Source organism: Collibacillus ludicampi (assembly GCF_023705585.1).
In the GTDB taxonomy this organism is placed as follows: Bacteria; Bacillota; Bacilli; order Tumebacillales; family BOQE01; genus Collibacillus; species Collibacillus ludicampi.
Map to the genome: position 1 here is coordinate 3602489 of NZ_BOQE01000001.1, position 25516 is coordinate 3628004.

Below are 25516 nucleotides of genomic sequence, written 5' to 3' on the forward strand. Positions count from 1 at the left end.
CCTTGATGTTGAAAGTCTTAGATAAAAAAGGACATTATTGTGGCCGACAGTCGAATCATTCACGAAACGCGATGAGTTCCCGCTTTTAAGAGTCCATTCTACAGGCAGTGTATGTCCAAACTCATCATCATATAGAACTTCCATGTATATCCAATAGAGGAATTCTGATAGATCAATTGAGTGATGCATGTTATTAAATCCCGGATCGACCTTTCTCAAAGAAACTGAGCTCAAGCAACAACTTGAAATAGAGGGAAAAGCGACACGTGAGGTATCCATCGATGATTACAAGACGAATTTTCATTTAGTTAACATAATATATATTATCGGACTCAAAAAAGAATGGTAAAAAAGATACTAAAACAAGTCAAGAAACGGGCAGCCCCTCATGAATCTAATACCGGGCTGCCCCCCTTGAATGTGGATGAAACAATTTCCTACGTTATTTCACTCATTTCTTGTGTCGACGACTGTTTCAGTAATGGCAGTATGAAGATGATTCCGCCGATAAATAGTACAGTAGCTACTCCGAACATTGCTACGATCGAGAATGCTTCTTTCAACCATCCTGTGATACTCATTGTTAAAACCATCGCTCCTGTGAAGAGCGGGTTTAAAATACCATTTACTCGACCGACGAACGCGGCCTCGGTATTTTGCAATATCATGGTGTTGATCCCGATATGGATGCACGGCATGACGAGTCCACAGAAAAATTCCGCGGTGAGTGTCAACCAAAAATGCGTGGACAGCCCCATCACGAGAAAGCCACAGGTACAGATGGTCATCCCAAACACAAGAAGCTTTTGCGGAGCAGCCTTTTTCGCCAACCCCATCGTCAGTCCTCCACCCAAGATCATCGCGATTCCATTCGCCGCCATTAACCACTTAAGTTGCTCCTTCGGCAACCCCAGACGTTCCGTAATGAGAAAAACGGCAAGCGGTTGCGTGAGTCCGAGAGCCAATCCCGCCGCGGTGAAACAACCGCCAAGCAATGTCAAGGTTCGGTTGTCGAGAACATAACGGAATCCTGCCTTCATTTCTTGCCAAATTGTCGTTCTCTCTGCCCGTTTTTCAACGTCTTGGTCCGACGGCAGTAACAGAAGCACGGTGGCGGACATCAAAAAGGCAATCCCCACGATACCAATTGCAACGTTAATGTCATAATGTTGATAAATAAATGTCCCGATGATAGGACCCAAAATCATAAACACGGCGAATATCGTTTGGTACATGGACATCCCAAGCTGAATGAGTCGTTCCGATACATGCAGCTTAAACAATTTCATGCCGGACGGCTGGGAAAACTGTGATAACACGGACGAAACGAGCGTCGCAAAGAAGATCGCTTTCCAACTGCCGAACACCAGTGTCAACAGTACAACGAAAATCGAAACAGAGCTGAGTAAGTCACACCAGACCATCGTTCGCTTAGGACGCCAACGGTCAGCAAACGTGCCTCCTATAAACGAAAACAAAAAGATCGGCGCAAATTCTGCTACGGAGATGAGAGAAACGGCCACCGGATTCTCATTCGTCCTCTCCATCACATACAACAGGATGGCATAATTGCGCACCCAGATTCCGATCTGTAAAAACACTGCCGACAATAGTATTGTACGGATTACCTGGTTACGGAACAACGTACCCATTGAAACTTTTGAAGTCGAATCACCCGTCTTCTCAAACATAAAAAACTCCTTATCCGCTTTTCTGGACAGGAGGAAGCACAAGAACAAAAAGACATAATACATCTCGAACTGAGCCCATCATCTTTTTGTCTATATAAAAGTGCATACTAATCCTATCCAGAAAAAATTTCGTCTTCACCGAATGTTTCTTGGAGATAGGATTAGTTGCTCATCGCCTTAAAAGTCATCCTTCCATGTAATATCTTTTTCAAAATATCATAACATGAAAATTGAGTCAAGGCTTCGTTTTTGTGTATCCGTGTATTTTGACTCATGGGACTTTACGCTCGTTTCTTTCGTTCCATCTCATCAATGACTGTCATTCTTTCAGCGAGATTCGATGTGTGGAATTCCCATTGTAAGCCATCCGGATCGAGAAAGTTCACTGTTTTTCCCTTCCCACGTATTACGGGGTCTCTAACAATAGGGACATGATTCTCTCGCAAATGTGCAACGGCTTTATCAAAGTCTTCAGATGCCACTGTTAAAGATATATGGTTCACTCCTATTTGTTCATATTTTCCTTTTTCAAAAGGTTTTTGAGAGATACAAAACCAAGTCGTTCCTGACTCTAAATACGCATAATCATCTCCCTCGTGTATAATCTTCATCCGGAGTATTTCCGTATAAAACTCCAATGATCGTTTAAGATCTCGAACGAAAATCGTTACATGGTTGAGTCCGCCCGTTTCAAACATCTTAGGTAGCTCCTTCCATTCAAAAGTTGAAACATTTGTTCTTACTACCAAGATAATGGTACAATATAGTAAAAGTTGCAAATAAAATATACCGGGGATTCATGGCATTTTCGCAGACATAATGGGAGAGGATAACTTTTGAGTGAAGATATTCATGTATTTATCGGTTCCTCCAAAGAACAGATTCCGTTGGTAAACGCTGTTCATAACAACTTGTCCCGGGTTTGTTTTCCGATGTCCTGGACCACCGGAGTCTTTGGAGCCATGGAATACAATCTCGAAAGCCTACAGAAAGCGGTAGAGACTTGTGATTTCGCTGTGTTTGTATTCCATCCTGATGATCTCACTTCTCTTCGCGGGACTGAAGTAAGAACGGTTCGTGATAATGTGATCTTTGAAATGGGTATGTTCCTTCAGAAGTTAGGGAGGGAACGAACATTTTTTCTGGCGCCTGAAGGGATTCAGTTCCATTTTCCCACGGACCTCACTGGTCTCTCCCCCCTCACATATAAGTATAATGTGCAACAGCCAGATTTTTCTTTAGCGTACTTGCAGAGAGCAACCAATGCGGCTTGCAATGTAATTATCGACGCCATTTTACGACGGGGGAAATTCATCCATGAGACGGAAGAACTTAAACAGCAGATGAACCGCTTAGAAAGCGTGAAGTCATTGGCCAAATTTATGGATGAGGTCATTCGCCAAGCCCATTTCCAAACGATTGATTATGATGCAATTCTCGGTTCGTTGATCAAGAATTTTAATGCAAGTTGTGATATAATTGAAGAAAAAATGGAAGTTCAAGCAGTTCGATTATTCGAGCTGTCGGAAGATAAAAGTAAACTGGTTCAAATCGGCAGGTCGGGCAGCGGTACTCATCGATATGAAGAATTTGATTTAAGTGAAACGGATAATACACTGGTAACCTATTTCACAAAACAAGTGGAAACATCCTACATGTTTCTGAATGAAGATAACGATTTAAGACATTTCCGTGAGCTTGAATATGAACTCTATTGGCCTGTCAATATTCAAAAAGGGATTCTTGCAATCATAAAATTGACCGTCCACTCGGATCAAGAGATACCGGATGAAAAGCTTGAAGAGATCGTCAATTGCTTAATACGTAACAATTACGGGCTTTTCAAGGTATTACGTGAAGTTTGCGAAAGGAGGGTTCAACATGCAAAAGAACCCCGTACCAAGTTCTGAAGCCACCTATAACAAAATCCGAGCAAAAGAGGTTTTTGAGATTGGCCGTTCGTATAAAGGCCCCACGGCAGATGGGAAGATCAGCAGGAAACTAAAAGTTGTAGGCAAAGCAAAAGTCGATTACAGCAAGAATGTAATTTGAATCCCTTCAAACAGCTGTCCAACGGATCTTAGGACGGCTGTTTCTTTTATCTCTTTCGTATCGATCTTTTTTCATAAGGGGTCTGAATTAATCATATGCTGTAAAAATCCCTATAATTGTTTCTGTAAACCCTCTGTAATGGCGAATTCCTCTTCAATCATACTTTCATTCAGGATGAGGGAGTGGATTTCATGGCATTATTACATGATGGGATTACAATTTTAAACTTCGATAGAACCTATATACCCCAAGAAAAGCTTCGCGATTACCCTCACGAATGGATTGACTTCGCGGATCTATCGCAAACCAAACGGTACTGTGAACTGGATTCTTTCAAGACGATTCAAAGACGATTACACCTTCGATCAAGGCATGGAATCACTTTTATTGGCAGCGGGAATTACCATTATGTATCGTATTTGTTATTATCGGAAATCAAGGAACCTTTCACTTGTATTCTCTTTGATCATCACACAGATATGATGTCCGAACCGTCAAGCTCCCTTATGTCGTGCGGTTCATGGGTGAGGAGAGCCATACGTTGTCTTCCCTTGTTAAATAAAGTCATCATTATCGGTGCACAACCTGGTTTACTGAAACACATCCCTTCTGATATACGCCCGAAAGTCGTTGTTTTTCCAACCGGCTCACTCGACTCTGACGGCTTGTGGATTAAAATCTCACAAGCAATCGAGACGGACACCGTTTATATCAGTATCGACAAAGATGTACTCGATCCTACGCAAGCGGTTACGGACTGGGATCAAGGAACGATGAAACTACAGGATCTCTTGAATATCCTGACTCATCTCATGACAGCCAAAAAAGTTTATGGGGCTGACATTTGCGGTGAACTCCCTATCTCCCCTCTTGAGCTTTTCCACCCATCTTCCCTTACCGCAATCAAAAAAAATGAATATGCGAATCAAAAAATTTTGCATGTATTGAAAACACAACACAAAAAAATTTCCTAACTAGATCATTTTGGTGCCAGGTAGTCTCCCTCGCCATTGATCGTTTAGGGTTATCGGCGAGGGACACTGACCGGTAATAGGACATCGACGATCGTACCTTTGCCGATTTCACTGTCGATATGAATTTGTCCCCGATGCGCTTCAATGATTTTGTAACAGATCATTAAGCCTAGACCTGTCCCTTTTTCCTTCGTTGTATAAAATGGTTCCCCCAGCTTACGGATCCGTTCCTTAGAAATGCCGCATCCATGATCGATGAACCGAACTTGTACATGATCTTTATCTCGCATCTTCACCTGAATGTCAATTTCGCCCCCGTTAGGCATCGCCTCAATCGCGTTTTTTAAAAGATTTACAAATACTTGCTTTAATTGATTTTCGTCACAATGGATTGACGGGAGGTCGGTAAACTTCGTTACGATTTGAATGTTTTCCATGATGGCTTGCGTTTCAAGAAGCTTAATGACACTTTGTAATATTGCGACCAAGTCTTTTCGCTCGAAATTGACGACCTGCGGCTTGGCGAGGAATAAAAACTCACTCACAATGAAGTTTATTCGATCCAACTCGGACAACATCACTTCAAAATATTCTTTTGGTTCTTTAACTGTCGATTTCAGCAATTGGACAAACCCTCTGAGTGCTGTCAACGGATTGCGGATTTCATGAGCAACTCCTGCAGCCAATTGACCTACCACCGCCAATTTATCCGATTTTCGAAGCAATTCTTCTGTCCGCTTACGTTCCGTAATGTCTATCAATGTACCGATGATCGCGGGCTTACCATTGAATGTGGTAACAGTGCCATGAACTTCATAGTGGATGATACTTCGATCTTTCTTAATTCCCCTGGCTTGGTAACGAAGACTTCTGACTTCGCCAGTCAAACGTTTACGAATATTCTCAGACACCATTGATCGATCTTCTGGTAAAACCAAACCTAACACATCCATGCATAGCATTTCTTCTTTCGTATAACCGAAAATGTCGCAATAACGAGGGTTGACATAACAAAATCGTCCCTCCTGAAAGATATAAACACCAACAAGCGCTTCTTCGACAAGGCTACGGTATTTGGCTTCCGTTTCGATTAATGTTTTTGTAATCTGTTCTTGTCTCCTGTTGTAATAATTCAGAAGCGCATAGAGAATACAACCGGTTACGAGAATAAAGAACCATCCTTTTAACGTCTGGAATCTAGTAATGCTTTCGGCATCATCGATGAGTGCAAGCAATACATAATCAGAGAAAAGCATCCAAAAGCCCGCTAACAGTATGTAGGCTACCGTAATCTTGAAAGTTCTTTTGATCGCGGGCTTCCAAAGTTTTCGAGAACCCATCAAGCTTCCTTCTTTCCCACGGTATATACAAGCAGATAAGAAAAACCGTTCCCGAATCCATTTTACGAGAACTGATCGATCGGGTGAATCACGTATAAAATGGAAGAAAAAAAGGAGATGATCACATGCAAAGCAAATGAAAAGCGGCGGCTTTGGATCTCAGACTAATTCTAGTCTGTGATCGAGATCCAATACAACCGCCGCTCACTAAGGCATAATATGATCATTTAAGAAACGATAGGCGCAGGCTCTTTCTTGTCGTTTTCCTTCTTACCGTTTTTCTCTTTATTCATTTGAAAAGCAGCCATGATCGCTTCTTTGCGTTCCATTCCCGCCGACTCCATTTGTTCAATGGACGCCAACATCCGTTTGTAATCTTTTGGAATAACTTTTACAAATTTCTTGACCATGACATCCCATTGATCCAAAATATTTTGCGCGTGTTCACTCCACGTATAGTCGACGTGATTCTCGATGAGTTGTTTGACCACCGAGATTTCTTTCTCATCTTCTAACGATTCAAGAAGCACCATTTCCTGATTGCACAGCTCTGCAAACTTCCCAGCGTCTTCCGTGAGTACGTACGCAACCCCACCTGACATACCTGCGGCAAAATTCTTTCCGACCGGTCCCAAGATGACGACGCGTCCTCCTGTCATGTACTCACAACCATGGTCGCCGACTCCTTCAACGACGGCACGAAGACCGCTGTTGCGCACACAGAAACGTTCACCGGCGATACCGCGAATGTAAGCTTCACCCGCTGTCGCTCCGTAAAAGGCCACGTTGCCGATAATAATATTTTGTTCCGGTGCAAATGTTGCTTCTTCTTTGGGGAACACGGCAATCTTACCACCTGATAATCCTTTTCCAATATAATCGTTCGCGTCCCCTTCTAATACCAAAGTGATTCCTTTCGGTACGAACGCGCCAAAACTTTGTCCGGCAGAGCCAATAAAATGCAGGTGGATCGTATCGTCCGGCAAGCCGGATTCACCGAAGCGTTTGGTAACTTCGCTGCCTAGGATTGTACCCACTACTCGGTTCGTATTTCGTATCGGTAGAGTCGCTTTCACGGATTGCTTTTTCTCGAGCGCCGGCTGACAAAGTTTCAACAGCTCACGACAATCCAGCGTTTGCTCCAGTTTGTGATCTTGAGGAGATTGATAATATCTGCCCACTTCTGCAGGAACATCCGGCTGATAAAGAATGGGTGAAAGATCCAGATATTTTGCTTTCCAGTGGGATTTCGCCTTTTCGCTCACTGTCAATACATCCGTGCGCCCAACCATTTCTTCGATCGTGCGGAATCCTAATTGTGCCATAATCTCGCGAACTTCTTGTGCAACAAAACGCATGAATGTTACGACATGTTCCGGATCACCCATGAACTTTTTGCGCAGTTCCGGATTCTGTGTAGCGACACCTACGGGACAGGTGTCGAGATGGCAAACGCGCGCCATGACACAGCCGAGAACAACGAGCGGTGCGGTTGAAAAGCCGAATTCTTCCGCACCTAACAGTGCGGCGATCACGACATCCCGTCCGGTCATCATTTTACCGTCCGTCTCCAAGACGACACGGTCGCGCAAACGATTGAGCAATAATGTCTGATGGGTTTCGGCCAATCCAAGTTCCCACGGAAGCCCTGCGTGTTTGATACTGGTCCGAGGCGACGCGCCGGTCCCCCCGTCATGTCCGCTGATCACAATCACATCAGCCAGCCCTTTTGCGACCCCGGCCGCAATCGTTCCAACGCCGGCCTTGGAGACCAACTTCACACTGATTCTCGCTTTCGGATTTGCATTTTTCAGATCGAAAATCAGTTGTGCGAGATCTTCGATGGAGTAAATATCATGATGAGGAGGCGGTGAGATCAAACCTACACCCGGTGTCGATCCGCGTACTTCTGCGATCCAGGGATAGACTTTGTTACCGGGCAGTTGCCCGCCTTCCCCCGGCTTCGCCCCCTGCGCCATTTTGATTTGAATCTCATCGGCATTCACTAAATAATAACTGGTTACCCCGAATCTCCCTGATGCAACCTGTTTGATCGCACTGCGGCGCGAATCTCCGTTCGCATCTGGAAGATAGCGTTTCGGGTCTTCTCCCCCTTCTCCGCTGTTACTCTTTCCGCCAAGTCGATTCATCGCTATCGCCAATGCTTCGTGGGCTTCCTGACTCAGAGCGCCATAGGACATCGCGCCGGTTTTGAAACGACGACAAATCGATTCGACAGATTCAACCTCATCGATCGGTATGGGTCTCCGATCCGTCTTGAATTCCAGAATGTTACGCAGGAATGCCAATTGCTGTGCATGGGCCATTTCCGAGTATTTTTTAAAGAGCTCATAGTCCCCTTGACGGCAAGCCCTCTGTAAAGTATGGACCGTTTTGGGGTTGAACGCGTGATATTCGCCGTCCCGGCGCCATTGAAAATCACTTCCCGGTTCTAACGACTCATCGCTTTCCGATTGATATGCCTTTTCGTGACGCATCAATGTCTCTTTTGCGATGATTTCGAGTGTAATTCCACCGATTTGGGAAGAAGTCCTTGTGAAATAACGTTCGATAACGGATGAACCGATGCCGACCGCTTCAAAAATTTGTGCGCCGCGATAACTTTGGACGGTAGAGATGCCCATTTTAGACATGACCTTGACGACACCTTCCATCACTGTACGGATATATTTCCGAACAGCCTCTTCATGTGTCAAATTTGTCAGGGTCTGTCCTTCGATCAGTTCTCTCAGGGTCGCGATCGCCAGGTACGGATTCACGGCATCCGCACCGTAACCGATCAACATCGCAAATTGATGAACATCGCGGGGCTCGCCCGATTCTACGATCAGACTGACTTTCGTGCGTGTTCCTTGGCGAACCAGGTGATGATGAAGCCCGCTGACGGCTAGGAGCGCCGGGATTGCTGCCCACTCTTGATTCATCCCGCGGTCAGAAAGGATCAACAGGGTATATCCTTCTTGAATGGCTTGATCAGCCGCTGAAAATACCGCATCAAGGGCTTTTTCCAGTTGTCCTTCACCATCTTCAGCATTAAATAAGATCGGAAGGGTTTTCGCCTTAAACTCCGGATATGCATTGCCGCGAAGTTTAGCAAGTTCAGTATCCGAAAGAATGGGTGTTTCTAGGCGAATTCTACGACAGCTGTTCGCATCCGGCTTCAACAAATTTCCTTCCGCTCCAAGCCATGTAAGCGTGGATGTCACACACGATTCGCGAATCGCATCAATCGGCGGATTCGTAACCTGAGCGAATGATTGCTTAAAGTAGTTATATAAAAGCTGGGGTCTGTCAGACAGTACGGCTAAAGGCGTATCAATCCCCATGGATCCTATCGGGTCTTTCCCTTCCGTGACCATGGAGGCCAATCCCTTTTTCAATTCTTCCTGCGTATAACCGAAAGCTTTTTGCATTTGCAAAATCGTTTTTTTATCCAAATCTTCGCTCATTGACGCTTCCGGTAAATCGGCAAGCCGAATCGTTCCTTGATTCAACCATTCACGGTAAGGGTGTTCGCTCGCGATTTGTTTTTTGATTTCTTCGTCAGCGATGATGCGCCCTTCTTGCAGATCCACTAAGAGCATTTTTCCAGGACTGAGACGTCCTTTATAAACCACTTTTTCTTCAGGTATATCTAACACGCCGACTTCGGAAGAAAGTATAATGGTATCATCAGTCGTCACATAATAACGTGCCGGACGCAAACCGTTACGATCCAAAATCGCTCCGATTTGTTTCCCGTCGGTAAAACAGATCGCAGTCGGTCCGTCCCAAGGTTCCATCAAGCAGCTGTGGTACTCGTAGAACGCTTTTTTCGGATCTCCCATTCGCTCATCTTGCTCCCACGGCTCGGGAATCATCATCATCGCCGCATGAGGAAGCGAGCGTCCGGCTAATGCCAAAAATTCAATGCAATTGTCCAGAATCGCCGAGTCGCTTCCTTCCATGTCGATGATCGGCAATACCTTTTGCAGATCTTCTCCGAAAGCATCCGACGCGAACATTTTCTCACGAGCAAACATCCAGTTGATATTGCCCTGAAGGGTATTGATTTCCCCGTTGTGAATCAAATAACGGTTTGGATGTGCCCGCTCCCAACTCGGAAATGTGTTTGTGCTGAAGCGAGAGTGTACCATCGAAAAAGCAGAAGCAAACGACGGATCTTGCAAGTCCAAATAGAAAGCGTCCAATTGCGCGGGAGTCAACAACCCTTTGTACACGATCGTCCGGCTTGAAAAACTCGCGACGTATGCGTCACGTCCGACCTCTTTTTCCCATTGTTTGCGAATGACATATAACTTCCGTTCGAAAGTCAACGAGTCTTGACAATCAAAGCTCGCACCAATAAACACTTGACGAATAAACGGTCGGCTCGCTTTGGCAGTTTTTCCAATCTTCGTATCATCTGTAGGAACGGTACGCCAGCCGAGCAGCTTTTGTCCTTCCGCCTGAATGATCTTCTCCAGGCGTTTTTCGAAAGCGGATCTCATTTCCGGGTCCATCGGCAAAAACAGCATGCCCACCCCGTACGTTCCGGGGGCAGGTACATCGATCTGCATCTCGTTAAAGGATTTTGCAAAGAACTCGTGCGGGATTTGGAGCATAATTCCGGCACCGTCGCCCGTTTCCGGATCGCTTCCTTGCCCGCCGCGATGTTCTAGCTGACAGAGCATTGCAAGACCTTTTTTCACGATTTCATGAGACATTTTCCCGTTCATATGGGCGATAAACCCGATTCCGCATGCATCATGTTCGTATACAGGATCATACAATCCTTGTTTTCTCGGAAATTTCATTTCTGTCATCTTCCCCACTCCCCGTCCGAGTATTTCTATAATGAAAAAGCCATTACATAACGACTTATCATTCAATTACGAATCATTCCTGATTGATTATATTTTAGAGTTGTTAATTCATATTAACAATATATAATTTAGATAAATACGATCTCATTTTGAGATGGATTATAATTGAGGGATTGATGATGGAATTACGACAGCTCCAATACTTCATTGAGGTGGCAAAACGGGAGCATGTGACCGAGGCTGCACTGGCTTTGCACGTGGCTCAATCGGCAGTCAGTCGGCAGATCGCCAATTTGGAAGAGGAATTGGGAATTCAGTTATTCATCCGTGAAGGGCGCAATGTCAGACTGACACCGGTTGGAAAGATCTTTCTGGAACATGTGGAAACGGCGATGAAGGAGATCGAAAAAGCCAAACAGGAAATCGAGGAATTCTTGGATCCGGAAAGAGGAACGATCCGTGTTGGATTCACCAGCAGCTTGGCCGCTCACACGCTCCCAACCGTTATTTCCGCGTTTCGCGAAAAGCATCCCCATGTAGGCTTTAAGCTTCGGCAGGGTGCGTACAATTACCTGATCAATGCGGTGATCAAGGGGGAAATTGACCTAGCCTTTCTAGGTCCAGTACCTACGAACCAGAAAGAAATCCGAGGACACATTTTCTTTGCGGATAAGATATGGGCTTTGTTACCGTCTCATCATGTTCTCGCTGATCGGGCTTCGATACGTTTAAACGAATTACAAAATGATTCCTTTGTGCTCTTCCCGGACGGATTCATCCTGCGTAAAATCGTAATGGATGCCTGTCAGCAGATGGGGTTTGAACCACAGGTGTCGTTTGAGGGGGAAGACATTGACGCCATCAAAGGTTTGGTGGCCGCAGGGTTAGGCGTGACACTTCTTCCCGAAGTTACGCTGATCGATAACATTCCGAGGGAAACGGTCAAAATCCCGATCAGTGAGCCGGATGTAAAACGGACAGTGGGGGTCATCATTCCGAATAACCGAGAACTCCCCCCTTCCGAGAAACTGTTTTATGAATTTCTCAAAGACTTTTTCGCTGTCCTCAATAAGTTCAGTATGTGAGAAAGCCCTGGTTCGCATGAAATGAGCCCTGTCAAGTACAATGGGTAAAAAGTTCTTATTTTACCCATATAAAAATTACCCCTCCTGTGTAATTCAGTATGGGTCTTTCTTCCGACTGTTTACACAAGAGGGGTAATATCACACATCTCGGGACTTTCTTACATCCATTTTATAGTTCGCGCCTGCCTCTTCCCATTGAAGGATGGGTACTGACCGCAGCGTTTCTCTTGCCTTCCGTTTTAACAATCGTGATTCCCGCGAGAATGACAAGGGCCCCGATGATTTGCCATGAGTTGATCGCTTCATGCAAGACACCCGCCGCAACCAAAATGGCAACAAGCGGTATGGCGTACATGTAGACCATCACTTTCGTCGGACCGATCTGACTGACACCGTAATACCAAGCGACGAGACCGTAAACCGTTACGAGGATGGCTGAATAGAAAAGGGATGCCCACGTCATGACATGCCAATGCCAAGATGTTCTAGAGAATTGATGGATATTCATCAATAAAAGAGCAAGAACCCCCACAACGGATGACCACGCGGTCACGCGCAGCGAGGAGTATTTCCGGACAAGCGGCGCCGCCAAGACGGGATACCAGCCCCAGAAAAAAGCAGCCAGAAGTCCCATCATGTCTCCGAAAAATGATCTCGAATAAAAAGAAACGCCTTCATCGCCAAGTCCAATGACTGCGGCCGCTCCGAGAAAGGAGATCAGCGATCCCGCCTGAACCCTCCACGTGAATTTCTCCTGCCCACCGATTATCGCCAATATTCCTGTAAAAATCGGAGAGAGTGCGATCATGAGGGATGAATGGGTGGCCGACGTATATTTGACAGACGTCATGAAGAGAGTTTGATAGATTGCGATCCCTACCAATCCCGTGAACACCAACCGTAGAATATCCCGCCTTTCAATCGCAAGACTCCGCTCTTTCCACAAGACAGCCAAAAGGAGCAGCGGAAAGACGATAGCGAAGCGCAAGAACGTGAACATCTCAGGAGTAAGTTCGAGTATACCGTATTTGCTGACGGTATAGTTGGCCCCCCACACGAGAACGACACCCATTAACAGGAATTCGGTCTTCAGAGATCTCGTAGCAGATCTCCCCTTTCTATCACAACAAATGTATCTTCATTATAACGAATATATGGCAGAAGTTAACAGATATGAATTCTGACAGTCGGAATGTTCGCGACAATTTATACTGGATCGCTATTGTTTTGTGGTACTAAAGGTCTGACCTTTCTAGCGAGAAATTCTTATGGTTCAAAACACGTTTACATGTTGTTATGTCCAATCATCGAAGCCGTCAAAAATGCCTTCCTTGAACAGGAAGGCGTAACAGCGCGTATAATATTTTTGCTTCTTAAATTTCACTTGTAAACATTTGAATCTCAGGTTTTGTAATGACTTTGCTTCCGGGAGGAACGCTTTTTGTTAACCAGACGTTCCCTCCTATGACCGAACCTCGTCCGATGACCGTATCCCCGCCCAGAATGGTAGCCCCAGAATAAATAGTCACATCATCCTCGATCGTAGGATGGCGCTTTTTGGAATCTCGGATGATATTCCCATCCATATCACGCTGGAAAGAGAGTGCACCCAGTGTAACCCCTTGATACACCTTGACGTTATCTCCGATCACACAGGTCTCCCCAATGACAACACCCGTACCATGATCAATGAAAAAGTATCGTCCGATGGTCGCGCCCGGATGTATATCGATACCTGTCAGGCTGTGTGCATGTTCAGACATGATGCGGGCGATCATGTGATAGCCCAATTTGAATATCTCATGTGCGATGCGATGGGTCATAATCGCAAGAATTCCAGGGTAGGAAAGGATAATTTCATCGTAATTCTTCGCCGCTGGATCTCCACGAAACGCCGCCTGTACGTCGGTGTTCAAGATTTCACGGATCGCAGGTAATTTCTCGATCAATTGAATCGCGTCCGAAAACGCATGTTGAAACACTTCACAAAAAAAGGTTTCACATTTTCCTTGCGGACAATCGTGCGGGACAGAGTCGTGCAACTGCCTGGATAATGACCACTGCAGAGAGCCTAGACGTTCAATAAGTGAAACGGCGTGATGGATCTCATCGGAATAGTATCCGGGGAGAAGGATTCCTTGCATATCCTCCAGGGACTGGATCACATGTTTACGATTCGGAAAGATGCGTGATTGTCCCTGTAAGGCTGAGTGATTCTGATATCCTTCACATAATTGATTGGCCACATCAGCGAAACTTTTAAAAACACGTTCCACCATGTTTTCCTCCTGTCAAAGAAAAACGATCAAACGATAATTCCTAATGAAAAAGTATTTATGAAGAAGCATATCACAAACCTTTTCACTCGAAAATCCCTAACTTTTTCGTCAAGTATCATCGCTTACATTTCTTCTTTAAAAAACAAGAATTCACGAAAATTTATTGACAACTCTGTTGAGTAGGCGTAATATTTCAATAACCTCCTCCCTCGTTTCCTCAGTGTAATCCGCGTTCGATCCCGATCCAGCTCAAGTGATATTCCGTTCTGATTGATAACAAAAAACGCTTCAGTGAAGAAGCCGAACATTCGACTTCACACTCAAGCGTCGCAGAAAGGCGCGTAACCCTCACGAATCCAAATTTTTTAAATACTTTCTCGAACGGTAATCTTCTCCATGCATTTCATAATCATCCGTAAGCCAGTATAAGCGCGAGATGAGGGCTTCCGCTCGCCGACTCGTTTCACCGGCGGCTCGTTCTAGGTAACGTTCTGCCAGATCCATCGGAGAAAAATTTGAAGTGATGATCACTGGCTTACGCTGAGGTTCACGTCCGTTCAAGATCGTATATAACGCCCAAATCGAGGCGTCGTTCACGTTTTCATGGCCGAGTTCATCAATCACTAAAACGTCGGCTGAGATATATTTATCGAGGATTTCCGAACGAGTGGGCAAACCGTCCCGATGTTCGCGAAAATAAAGATCGGATAACGCGGCAAATGTTCGTTCCGCTTGTACATACAAGACTTTAAGCCTGCGTGCGATCAATTGATTCAGCATCGCACATGCGAGGTGCGTTTTTGCTGTTCCGTATGCACCGTATATATAAAGACCTTTCATATCTGCGCCGGGCACATAATTTTGCGCAAAATACCAAGCGCGACGACATAGCTCTTTATTGAGCTTTTTCTGCTCCCTAGGGAAATTTTCAAACGTCATCCTTCGATGACCGTCATTCAATCCGGAGAATACCCAAAGGCGATTTTCCAGTTCTTTTTCCATATGTTGACGATAAAAATGACAAGAGTTCACTTGTTCTATGATCATACCATCAACAATTCCTATGGAAAATACATGCCCTTTTACATCGTCATTCTTCGGACACGATTGATATCCAGTACATCCTTCACATTTTTTGCGATCATACCAGACATTCATCAAACGAAGGGAGGTAGAGGGTGTATAAGCACTTGCAGGCAAGTTCGCCTCCCGCAATTCAGGAAAACGGGCTTCCCAATACGCTTTCGGATTATCCAACATTCCCGGATCAAGATACTTCGCGCGTTCGCTGAAGAAAGAATTCTTTCCAACCAACTCACCGATCCGAACCATTCCGCTCAAAGTGATTTCCCTCCTCTCTCCCTGTTATATCTTATCTTGCTCCCGCCTTCCGCAATTTCTCGATATACGAACTTCTTACCTTTACAGGTTTCTCGCGTTTCTGTTGAATGAGAGGCCGTTCTTTTGTATCTGCCGAGGTGTTAGGCAACTGCAAAGCATGTGACGCATTCCATTCGGCAATCGCCTCCAATGCCGTTTGTCTCGTGCGTACACCTCTTTCCAACCACTCCTGTGCGATCACTTCCACATACCGTTTTGGAAAATCAGGTTTTCCTTTTGAAAGAATTTGTTGAGAGATCACATGTTCGATTAACACTTCGACACAGCCAGGTTCAAACTCGTAAGGTTTTTCCAAAAGCTGATGGATGATGCCGATCTGTGTTCCAGTGGGCTGTCTCTTTAAGCGGTCGCGCAAATACTGAGTAAGATAAGACTTGGCATCCAGCTCTTGTACCGCCGACGTGAATTTGGATGTCTCTTCGATCCATTGCACCGCCTGTTCTTTCGTCTGTATGCATGCAAATGACCAGGAAGTGGCAATCGTCATTAGATATTGACGGTCGAAAAATCCTTTGTATTCGAAAACATGCTCAATCAACACTTCGATCACTTGCGGGGGAAGTTCCAACGGATAATCTTGCAATTTCTTAAGAATTTCTCTATCCGCATCTGACAATTCCTGAACTCCCATCATATTTTGCAGAAACCCGTATAAATAATCGGGATTCTGCGGGGTAAACGCCACTGACTCCGCTGCCCCCACGTTCCCGTCATGGATCGTGATCGGTGAAATGGGTAAAAACTCGACCGAAATTTTATCTGAATCGGTTTTCCCTTGAGGTCTGGTTACATGAATGATCGGCTTGTCCCGAAAACGAAAATTTAACAAATCTTCGATACGTTTGTTTACTTGGTGGAAAGAAATTGAAAGTGCTTTCGCCATATCTGCTACAGAAATTTCGATCTTTCCCGACTCATCCATGAATAGCGCAAGCGTCACCAGCGTATGTAGTTGCATCGGTGAGATTTCGGCGAGAAAAAAGGAATATAAAGCACTATCATGGATTTGAAAAAACACATTATTATCCCATTGATTCCGGACGAAGTCATATTCTCTCTCCACTCGCGCGCTGATCATCTTCTGTTCGCTCATTATGCATCCGTCCTTCTTAAAAACTAGCACAGTAAGTATAGCAGATTTTGTCGAAAGCTTATAGAGATTGAACCATGGAATTAGCCAATAAAGACCGAGCAGAACATACTTGCTCGGTCTTTAACCTTCTTAAAGCTTATGAGGTCGTTCAAAAAGATTTCATTCGAAGCGCTTCTTCTGTAACCATCCCTGGTAGGAAGAAAGCCTTTTTGAACACTCCGATTATGGGTAGAGTCGATTGAGAAGGCGTGGAAAAGGTATCGTTTCGCGTACGTGATCGAGACCGCAAATCCATGCGATCGTTCTTTCCAGTCCGATACCAAATCCGGAATGTGGTACAGTGCCATATCTTCGCAGATCCATGTACCAATCATACGCTTCTCCCAGATGATGCTCTTCGAACCGCTTCTTCAGCAATTCCGGATCATGAATACGTTGGGATCCGCCGATGATTTCTCCGTATCCCTCCGGTGCCAACAAATCGGCCCCCAGAATCACTTCCGGTCTCTCCGGATCGGGCTGCATATAAAATGCCTTGATCGCAGTCGGAAACTTCTCGATGAAGAGCGGACGATCAAATCGTTTCGTCAGATCAGTCTCATGAGGTGCTCCAAAATCATCACCCCATTGAATCTCATGACCCATCTCTTGAAGCAAGCGGATCGCCTCATCATACGTGATCCGCGGGAACGGTCCTTCGACGACTCTTTCGAGAGGCTTTGTATCCCGATCAATCGTCTTCAATTCCATTTGACAGGTTTCTAGGACATGCCGGACGATATGTTGAACGAAAGCTTCCTGTAAAGCCATGTTTTCTTCGTGTGTACAGTAAGCCATCTCCGGTTCGATCATCCAAAACTCGATCAAATGGCGTCTCGTCTTCGACTTTTCAGCACGGAACGTTGGCCCAAAGGAGTACACGCGCCCCAATGCCATCGCAGCGGCTTCCATATACAACTGTCCGGATTGTGTCAAATAAGCGTCGTCATCAAAATACTTCGTATGGAATAAAGTCGTCGTCCCCTCACAAGAGGATGGCGTAAGGATCGGCGGGTCTACCTGAACAAAGCCGTTTCCGTCCAAAAATTGGCGCATGGCTTTAATGATTTCGGCACGTATTTTGAGAATCGCCCTCTGACGGGGAGAACGAATCCAGAGGTGGCGATGATCCATCAAGAAATCGACGCCATGTTCTTTCGGCGAAATCGGATATTCCTCTGCCAGCGCGACTAATTCCACGTCAGATACAGTCAGTTCAAAACCGCTGGGAGCCCGTTCGTCAGCACGGACGACCCCTTTTACGCGAATGGAAGATTCCTGGCTTAAACGGTCGCAAAGAGCAAACACTTCCGGAGAAACTTCCGACTTGACCACAACCCCCTGAATAAAACCGGTTCCGTCCCTCAATTGTAAAAATTGTATTTTTCCGCTGGAACGCTTATTCCAAAGCCATCCCTCGATGAGTACCTCTTGGCCCACAAACTGGCCAATTGCAGCAATGGTGGCTTTCACGATATTCCCTCCATTATGTACAAGCATGAATGCATCTTTTATAAAAATGAATGATCTCCTTGTACAAAATAACACAGAATGAGAGAAAATGAAAGAGACCCGTTCCGGGTCCCTTATGCCGTCGTAGCCGCTACTTCTCTCTGTGCTATATCCGACTTTCCTTTTAACCATGCGCGGAAATCTTCTCCCGGCATGGATTCACGATCCACCAGATAGTTGGATAACGATTCCAAGCGATCCTTATACGAAGCGAGCAGTTTGCGAGTTTCTTCTTCTTGTTCCGCCAAGATGCGGCGAATCTCTTCATCCAAAATGTTTTTTTGCAGGTTCTCCGCATCAACGATGCCCAAGCGAGACAATCCACAATGGATCAATGTACGCGCCAAATGGGACGCTTGCATGAAATCGTTTTGTGCCCCGGTGGAACGGTTTCCATAGATCAGTTCTTCCGCTACGGCACCTCCCAGAGCCACTTTGATTTGATTTTCCAACTGCTCTTTCGTATAGAGATATGCATCGTTTTCAGGAACTTGACGAACGAATCCAAGCGCATTCCCGCGCGGTGCGATCGTAATATGTGCGACAGAGTTTGGACGCACGTTTTCCGCAGTAACCGCATGACCAAGCTCATGTACAGCCACACGGTGCAATTCGTCCTCGGTCGGTTTTTTCCCGGTTTTCTCTCCCATCAAAACTTTGTCAACCGCGTCGCGAAGATGTTGCAGATGAATCTTATCTTTACCTTCACGCAGCGCGAGGATTGCGGCTTCGTTTGTTAAACTTTCCAGTTGAGCGCCCGAAAAACCAAATGTTTCCTTAGCAATGACATCCAGATCCACATCATCTGCAAGCGGTTTGTTTTTTGTTTGGATTTCTAAAATGTGCAATCGACCTTCCCGATCAGGCAGATCGACTTTGATTTGTCTGTCAAAGCGTCCCGGGCGCAAAAGCGCAGGATCAAGCATATCCACGCGGTTCGTTGCGGCGATCACCAAGACGAACGGATTTTGTGTTGTCTGCATGCCATCCATTTCTGTCAGGAGTTGATTCAATGTTTGGTCATATTCCTGATGCCCCTGCCCGCTTCCGCGTTTTCCGCCGACAACGTCAATCTCATCGATAAAAACAATCGCGCTATCTTTTCCTTCTCTCTTCGCCAGCGAACGCGCTTTCTTGAATAGCTCACGCACGCGGGAAGCACCAACACCGACATACATTTCCACGAATTCAGAACCGGAAGCGGATACGAACACAGAATCTGTATACGTTGCAGCCGCTTTTGCCATCAACGTCTTACCGGTTCCCGGCGGGCCCGTGAGAAGGATCCCTTTCAACGGACGGATGCCCATCGACTTGATTTTATCCCGATACTTTAGAAAATCGAGCGCCTCTCTCAGTTCACGTTTGGCGTTTTCCTGGCCACCGATTTGTTGAAAATCGATCCTATGTGCAACTGCCGATTCTTTCGATCCGGTCGTGGCAATTCCTTTGCGATCCACCATCATGGAGAGCGCGACAAGAACCGCTGTCAAGAGCAAAAATGGAAACACGTTAACGCCAAAAAATGCAAGGAAGATGGTAAGAGCAACCCCAACTCCGATAATGACTTCACGAATCATTGCTGATCCCCCCCTTGCCCATCGTTGATTTGGATTTGTTTTGGTTCATGATAAGGAACGATCTCATATAAATAATCCGATCCTTTTTCCAGTTGAATGTAAATGTTGTTCTTATCCATCGTTATCCGCGCGTTCGTGATCCCATCATTGGCTGCACGACGCTTGAGCGTATCGATCATCGACGTGTAGTTCCCTTTTGCTATGCCTTCAAAGATCAACGGTTGATAATTTTGATATAAATCGATCAATTCTTTCGATCGATGATCACGAATGACGATTTTTACGTTATTACCTAACGTACTTGTTACTCTCTCTTTTACCGATTGATATGCTGTCATCAAGTCAGGAACTTTCTTCAATGTTACTTGAATTTCTTTCGTTTGATTATTAACCACTACATTCACATGTTGTACGGGTGCCATACTGCTGAGTTCCCGCTCTAAAGGCCGTACTAAACCGTAGTTTCTATACATAATCCAGCCGCCGAAGAGAACGATCAAGGCGGTGAACGTAATCACCAACGTCGGGACAATACGAATACGAGACAAAACGACACCCCTCCAATCTATATTGATTCATGATATTCAATTCTTGTTTACATAATAAATGTGCCTCACAAGTATATCATATTTGTTCGTTTCTTTCTGCGGTAATCCCTTCCTGAAAAAAGAAAAACATGTCTTGACGACATGTTGGGACATGACTACCACTTGATGTGCCACTGTTTCATTGTGTCTATAAATTCTTGATGCGTTAAGACAAACCGAACCGGTGAAATCGAGATGCGGTTTTCCGAGATGGCATGAACGTCCGTATCTTCAGAATTCGGAATGTCCAAAATCTTTCCGGCGATCCAGTAGTACGAACGTCCCCGTGGATCCAGACGCGTCTCATATGTACTGTCATAACGACGTTTCCCTACTGATGTTATGGAAACGCCTTTAATCTCTTCTCTTTTGTGTGAGGGTATGTTTACATTCAATAAGGTGTCATCATCAAGTCCATTTCTCAACACTTGTTGCGCGAGCGACGCGGTGAAGTCTGCTGGATAGCGAAAATCTGTAAACACATTTCCGCAAAGCGACACGGCTATTGATGGTATTCCTTGAATAATTCCTTCAACTGCGGCAGAAACCGTTCCCGAATAGATAATGTCAGTTCCTAAATTCGATCCTTCGTTGATACCCGAGATGATCAAATCCGGAAGTTTATCTGCCAAAATCAACTGCACGCCAATCTTAACACAATCGGCAGGAGTTCCATTGACGGCAAATACGTTGATATCGGGACCCCAATCGTGTCGTTCAATATATAACGGCTTATGTAACGTGATCCCGTGACCGACAGCGCTCTTGGGACGGTCAGGTGCCACGACGGTCACTTCGAATTCGGAAGCGAGTCGTTCCGCGAGTGTACGAATTCCTTTTGAATAGATTCCGTCATCATTGCAGATCAATATACGCATCCAGTCTCCCCCTATTCTGCTACAAATTATACCATGGAGAATTTTATATAGCAAAGTGATTCGTAGCATGAGTGCTTGGTGCGTATGGTAAAAACCACGTAACATACGCCCGAACACACTTGAGGATACTATAGGTACTTCAGAAGGGGGTGATCCGGTTGGCAGTGGTACCCGTATCTACGCAACTCACAGCCGCCGAACTCGACCAATTGAAGGAAGAAATGGCGCGATCGCTCGGCATGCAAGATCTCATTCTTAGCGAAAGATGGCCGAATCCAAGTTCGTGTCTATGTGATAGATTGCAAGAAAACAAACTTCCGCTGCGCAGTATTCTTAGTCATGTATAACTTACCCCTTCGTGGATGTAATATACATCTACTTTGAAACTAGTGTTTGGGTGATTGAAAATGAGTGCTTGGGTGGATGGTTCGCTTTGCGCTTGGGTTCGATGAAGGTCGTCCCGCCCGAATTCTTAACAGAAGTTGCGGAACGACCTTCAACTCACCTCTGCGCTGCAAAGCGAAACCATCCACCCAAAAAGCACTTCACTGCTCGTGGTAAACTTAAATTTTTCTTCCCGAAACAAGAAACTTTTTTCATTTTCTGGATGTATGTGGCATAAGTTGCTACTGCGTGACGACCTTCAATGTAGCTATTACGCGAAAAGCATATATCCCTTGACGTCCAGCAGGAGGCGAGGAGACCACCAAAGTCACTGTTTCACTCAAAGTCTCTTTCACGTTTCAAGGGAAGCGAGTCGATTCAACAGCATTTGCATCCTCTAATAATATTATGCAAACAATCGCTCACATACGCGTTTGACTTCTTGATAGATCCGCTCTTCATCCAGTGTTTTTACCGTGCGGTTTTCCATTACGATCTGACCGTCTATGATGACATCCGTGACATCCCCAGATTGACCGGCATATACGAGATGTGCCAGCGGGTTATGACGCGGATAATAGTAAGGCTTCTGGTAATCGAGCAAGATCAAATCAGCAAGCGCACCCGGTTGCAGGGTGCCCAACGTGTCTTCAAGAAAGAGTGCGCGCGCCCCGTCTTTCGTCGCCATTTCAAGTGCTTTAAATGCTGGGACGGCCAACGGATCCATGTCGACACCTTTGTGGATCATGGCAGCATAACGCATCTCTTCAAACATATCCAGATTGTTATTGGAAGCCGCTCCGTCCGTTCCTAATCCGACCGTAACACCTTTCTTCAACATGGATGGAACGGGAGCTATGCCTGATCCTAATTTTAAGTTGGAGTTTGGGTTATGTGCCACACGGACATCGTATTTCGCAAGAATATCGATATCCTCTTCACTCACATGAACGCAATGAGCGGCCAATGTGGGACGGGAAAATACACCTAACGATTCCATAAGAGCAATCGGAGACATTCCCGTTTGTTCTTTGCATTGTTGCACTTCATACGCGGTTTCCGACAAATGAATTTGTATCGGTATGTCAAGTTCTTCGGATAATCGGACGACCGATTGAATATAATCCGGTGGGCAGGTATAAGGAGCATGCGGCCCTAACATGGTCGTAATTCTTCCGTCCGCTTTCCCGTGCCAGTCCCGGATGAACTGCCGGCTTTCTTGCATGGCGATCGGCCCCTTCGGTTCAAACCCGATCATTCCGCGCGAGAGAACGGCCCTAATTCCCGATTGTTCCGCCACACGGGCCACACCGTCCATTTGAAAGTACATATCGGTAAAACAGGTAGTTCCTGTCTTTAACATCTCTAATACGGCCAATTGTGTACCCCAATAGATATCATCGGCAGTCATTCGGTCTTCGATCGGCCAACAACGAGTCTGCAGCCATTCCATTAAAGGAAGATCATCGGCATAACTGCGCAGAAGTGTCATCGCGGCATGGCCGTGAGTATTGATGAGGCCTGGCATCACCAATTTCCCCGATGCATCGATCACTAGAGAAAATCGTTTAAAATCTCCTGTGTAATCCCCTTCTTTTACTTCGGCAATACGTTTCCCTTCAATCACGATGTATCCTTTATTGATCCAAGATTCTTCCGTCATCGGTACGATCATGGCGTTCTGTATGAGAATACGGTTCATCGTTCCGCCTCCAGTATACATAAGTTTTTTTATGTAGACTTCTTCTGCCCGTAAGAAGTTTTATACACATGACGCAGGAAATCTACATCTTCCTGTGAAAGTAACACGGGACTGCCGATCATTTTTGAAAGCGCAAAGATTTGAGCTGCCTTTTCTACGATGACGCAAACACGGAGCGCTTCCGAGATCGTCTCTCCCACGCCTACAACCCCATGGTTCGCCAACAAAGCTGCACCTTTATTTCCCAGCGCCTGGACGACATGTTGCCCCAATTCTACCGTCCCCGGTAAAGCGTAGCGAGCGACAGAAACTGCGCCCCCTACCACTTGTGCCATGTCTTCAATCAACGGCGGAATCGAACAGCGGGCAACGGCACAAGCAGATGCATAGACGCTATGAGTGTGCATCACACCGCCGACATCCGGACGAGCGCGCAAGATCGCCAGATGCATATTCAACTCGGATGTTGGCTTGAGACTTCCTTCCACCACATCGCCCGTATCGAGCCTGACAACCACGAGATCATTGACAGTCAATGTCTCATATTCAACACCACTTGGTGTGACGACGACGAGATCACTATCCGCTACTCGAGCAGACAAGTTCCCCCAGACTGAAGCCACCAGCCCTGCTTTCACCATCTTTTTCGCAGCATCCAAAACTTCCTGTCGCACTCTCTGAATCTGTTCGTTCACCTGTGTTCCCCTCTTCATTGTTGCTTCAATTGTAACATGCGTTCGGTATTCGGCTTCTCGACGACACCTTTTTCTGTAATGATTGCGGTGATTAATTCATGGGGTGTGACATCAAATGCTGGATGCAATGCGGTTACCCCTTGTGGTATGATTCTTTTTCCCGCGATCATCGCTACTTCCTCGGCAGATCGTTCCTCAATCACAATCTGATCCCCAGATGCCAGTCCAAAATCGATCGTTGATAACGGAGCGGCCACGTAAAAGGGTATGTCATGATAATTTGCCAGAACGGCGAGAGAATAAGTTCCAATCTTGTTCGCCGTGTCCCCGTTTGCTGTAATGCGGTCGGCTCCAACGATGACAAGATCTATATTTCCAGTCTTCATGAGATGTCCCGCCATGGAGTCGGTGATCACAGTCACAGGGATACCGTCATGTGACAACTCAAACGCTGTGAGACGCGCACCTTGGAGGTAGGGACGGGTTTCATCCGCATATACATGTACGCTTTTTCCGGCTGCATGTGCCGTACGTACGACTCCTAGGGCTGTACCGAATTCGACAGTTGCCAGCGAACCTGTATTACAATGTGTCAGAATGCGCGCATGATCCGGAACATAGGGAAGCCCGTTACGCCCTATGGATTGATTGATGCGCACATCTTCTTCAGCGATCGCTTCCGCTTCTTTTACCAATTGTTCAACAATCTTTGGAACGTCGTCATTCTCGTGTCTCGAGAGGACAGATCGCATCCGGTTGATCGCCCAAAATAAATTGACGGCGGTGGGACGCGTTTTCGCTAGCCGATCGCATACTTTTTCGATCGCGGATTGAAATTCCTGTTTGTTTTTTTCAACGTTTGCGAGCGCACCGATGGCTACTCCGTAAGCAGCAGTGGCACCTATGGCGGGTGCACCGCGTACTTTCATCTTTTCGATCGCTTCAGCCACATCTTCTACCGTTTTGCAGGTGATCCAAGTGAGGTCTTCAGGCAACCGAAGCTGGTCAATGAGTAAAAGTTGTTTCCCATCCCATCGAATCGGGCGCATCGTTAACCTTCCTTCCTATTTTAAAAATGAGTGCTTGGGTGGATGTATCGTTTTGCGCTAGGGTTCGATGAAGGTCGTCATTGCGGGCATATGCTTGGCGTTCATGCTCCGTGGAGGTCGTTTCGGCGTGTATATGCATTGCGCTTATGCTCCGTGGAGGTCGTTTCGGCGTGTATATGCATTGCGCTTATGCTCCGTGAAGATCGTTTCGGCGGGTATATGCATTGCGCTTATGCTCCGTGAAGGTCGTCTCGCATGGAATCATAATCATATGTTGCGAGACGACCTTCAAAGTCGCTATTACGCGCAATGCATATACCCTTTTACATCCGAAAGGAAGCGAGACGAC

Annotated in this window: 20 protein-coding genes; 5 read left to right on the forward strand and 15 right to left on the reverse strand. The window is 45.9% G+C overall.

Going from position 1 to position 25516, the window contains the following annotated elements; genetic code table 11:
* Window positions 1-437: 437 nt before the first annotated feature.
* Together DNHGIG_RS18300 and DNHGIG_RS18305 are read right to left on the reverse strand one after the other, a co-directional pair.
* A complete protein-coding gene (locus tag DNHGIG_RS18300; protein ID WP_282200949.1) occupies window positions 438-1691 on the reverse strand; it encodes an MFS transporter in 1254 nt (417 codons plus the stop codon).
* Window positions 1692-1972: 281 nt separating this feature from the next.
* Window positions 1973-2389: a VOC family protein gene (locus DNHGIG_RS18305; protein ID WP_282200950.1), complete on the reverse strand. Its 417-nt coding sequence runs from the start codon at window positions 2387-2389 to the stop codon at window positions 1973-1975.
* Window positions 2390-2527: 138 nt separating this feature from the next.
* Between DNHGIG_RS18305 and DNHGIG_RS18310 the strand changes: the two genes are divergently transcribed.
* The 3 genes from DNHGIG_RS18310 to DNHGIG_RS18320 all read left to right on the forward strand — a co-directional run bounded on the left by DNHGIG_RS18310 (window position 2528) and on the right by DNHGIG_RS18320 (window position 4717).
* Window positions 2528-3601: a TIR domain-containing protein gene (locus DNHGIG_RS18310; protein WP_282200951.1), complete on the forward strand. Its 1074-nt coding sequence runs from the start codon at window positions 2528-2530 to the stop codon at window positions 3599-3601.
* Entirely contained in the window at window positions 3573-3743 is a 171-nt protein-coding gene (locus DNHGIG_RS18315; RefSeq protein WP_282200952.1) for a hypothetical protein, read from the forward strand. The genes DNHGIG_RS18310 and DNHGIG_RS18315 overlap by 29 nt, the downstream gene beginning before the upstream one ends.
* A gap of 191 nt (window positions 3744-3934) precedes the next feature.
* Entirely contained in the window at window positions 3935-4717 is a 783-nt protein-coding gene (locus DNHGIG_RS18320) for an arginase family protein (protein ID WP_282200953.1), read from the forward strand.
* 50 nt (window positions 4718-4767) lie between these two features.
* On the opposite strand, the gene DNHGIG_RS18325 is transcribed toward DNHGIG_RS18320, so the two are convergent.
* Window positions 4768-6057 carry a PAS domain-containing sensor histidine kinase gene (locus tag DNHGIG_RS18325; RefSeq protein ID WP_282200954.1) on the reverse strand — a complete coding sequence of 430 codons (1290 nt, stop codon included), beginning with the start codon at window positions 6055-6057 and terminating at the stop codon, window positions 4768-4770.
* Between the two features lie 227 nt (window positions 6058-6284).
* Window positions 6285-10883, reverse strand: a complete 4599-nt coding sequence (gltB, locus tag DNHGIG_RS18330) for a glutamate synthase large subunit (protein ID WP_282200955.1) — start codon at window positions 10881-10883, stop codon at window positions 6285-6287.
* A 179-nt stretch (window positions 10884-11062) separates the two neighbouring features.
* Here gltB and gltC point away from each other — a divergent pair, with 179 nt between their 5' ends.
* Entirely contained in the window at window positions 11063-11968 is a 906-nt protein-coding gene (gene gltC, locus DNHGIG_RS18335; RefSeq protein WP_282200956.1) for a glutamate biosynthesis transcriptional regulator GltC, read from the forward strand.
* A 169-nt stretch (window positions 11969-12137) separates the two neighbouring features.
* On the opposite strand, the gene DNHGIG_RS18340 is transcribed toward gltC, so the two are convergent.
* The 8 genes from DNHGIG_RS18340 to surE all read right to left on the reverse strand — a co-directional run bounded on the left by DNHGIG_RS18340 (window position 12138) and on the right by surE (window position 21337).
* Complete coding sequence (locus tag DNHGIG_RS18340; RefSeq protein ID WP_369414760.1) at window positions 12138-13100, reverse strand: DMT family transporter; 963 nt, start codon at window positions 13098-13100, stop codon at window positions 12138-12140.
* Window positions 13101-13341: 241 nt separating this feature from the next.
* Window positions 13342-14247, reverse strand: a complete 906-nt coding sequence (epsC, locus tag DNHGIG_RS18345; RefSeq protein WP_282200957.1) for a serine O-acetyltransferase EpsC — start codon at window positions 14245-14247, stop codon at window positions 13342-13344.
* 348 nt (window positions 14248-14595) lie between these two features.
* Window positions 14596-15579: an ATP-binding protein gene (locus DNHGIG_RS18350; protein WP_282201475.1), complete on the reverse strand. Its 984-nt coding sequence runs from the start codon at window positions 15577-15579 to the stop codon at window positions 14596-14598.
* A gap of 40 nt (window positions 15580-15619) precedes the next feature.
* Complete coding sequence (locus tag DNHGIG_RS18355) at window positions 15620-16741, reverse strand: DnaD domain-containing protein (protein WP_282200958.1); 1122 nt, start codon at window positions 16739-16741, stop codon at window positions 15620-15622.
* A gap of 222 nt (window positions 16742-16963) precedes the next feature.
* Window positions 16964-18253: an asparagine--tRNA ligase gene (gene asnS / locus DNHGIG_RS18360; RefSeq protein ID WP_282200959.1), complete on the reverse strand. Its 1290-nt coding sequence runs from the start codon at window positions 18251-18253 to the stop codon at window positions 16964-16966.
* A 113-nt stretch (window positions 18254-18366) separates the two neighbouring features.
* Entirely contained in the window at window positions 18367-19872 is a 1506-nt protein-coding gene (locus DNHGIG_RS18365; protein ID WP_282200960.1) for an ATP-dependent metallopeptidase FtsH/Yme1/Tma family protein, read from the reverse strand.
* Window positions 19869-20420: a hypothetical protein gene (locus DNHGIG_RS18370; RefSeq protein ID WP_282200961.1), complete on the reverse strand. Its 552-nt coding sequence runs from the start codon at window positions 20418-20420 to the stop codon at window positions 19869-19871. Before DNHGIG_RS18370 ends, DNHGIG_RS18365 begins: the two co-directional genes overlap by 4 nt.
* Before the next feature lie 155 nt (window positions 20421-20575).
* Window positions 20576-21337 (reverse strand): 5'/3'-nucleotidase SurE, encoded by a 762-nt coding sequence (gene surE / locus DNHGIG_RS18375; RefSeq protein WP_282200962.1) that lies wholly within the window; start codon window positions 21335-21337, stop codon window positions 20576-20578.
* 158 nt (window positions 21338-21495) lie between these two features.
* Between surE and DNHGIG_RS18380 the strand changes: the two genes are divergently transcribed.
* The gene (locus DNHGIG_RS18380) at window positions 21496-21684 is read left to right on the forward strand and encodes a hypothetical protein (RefSeq protein WP_282200963.1); all 189 of its coding nucleotides are present in this window, start codon (window positions 21496-21498) and stop codon (window positions 21682-21684) included.
* A 443-nt stretch (window positions 21685-22127) separates the two neighbouring features.
* On the opposite strand, the gene DNHGIG_RS18385 is transcribed toward DNHGIG_RS18380, so the two are convergent.
* The 3 genes from DNHGIG_RS18385 to mtnA are packed head-to-tail and all read right to left on the reverse strand — an operon-like array spanning window position 22128 to window position 25167.
* Window positions 22128-23423, reverse strand: coding sequence for an amidohydrolase (locus DNHGIG_RS18385; protein ID WP_282200964.1), 1296 nt, complete (start codon window positions 23421-23423; stop codon window positions 22128-22130).
* Between the two features lie 29 nt (window positions 23424-23452).
* Window positions 23453-24118, reverse strand: a complete 666-nt coding sequence (locus DNHGIG_RS18390) for a class II aldolase/adducin family protein (RefSeq protein WP_282200965.1) — start codon at window positions 24116-24118, stop codon at window positions 23453-23455.
* A gap of 14 nt (window positions 24119-24132) precedes the next feature.
* The gene (mtnA, locus tag DNHGIG_RS18395; RefSeq protein ID WP_282200966.1) at window positions 24133-25167 is read right to left on the reverse strand and encodes an S-methyl-5-thioribose-1-phosphate isomerase; all 1035 of its coding nucleotides are present in this window, start codon (window positions 25165-25167) and stop codon (window positions 24133-24135) included.
* Between the last annotated feature and the right edge of the window lie 349 nt (window positions 25168-25516).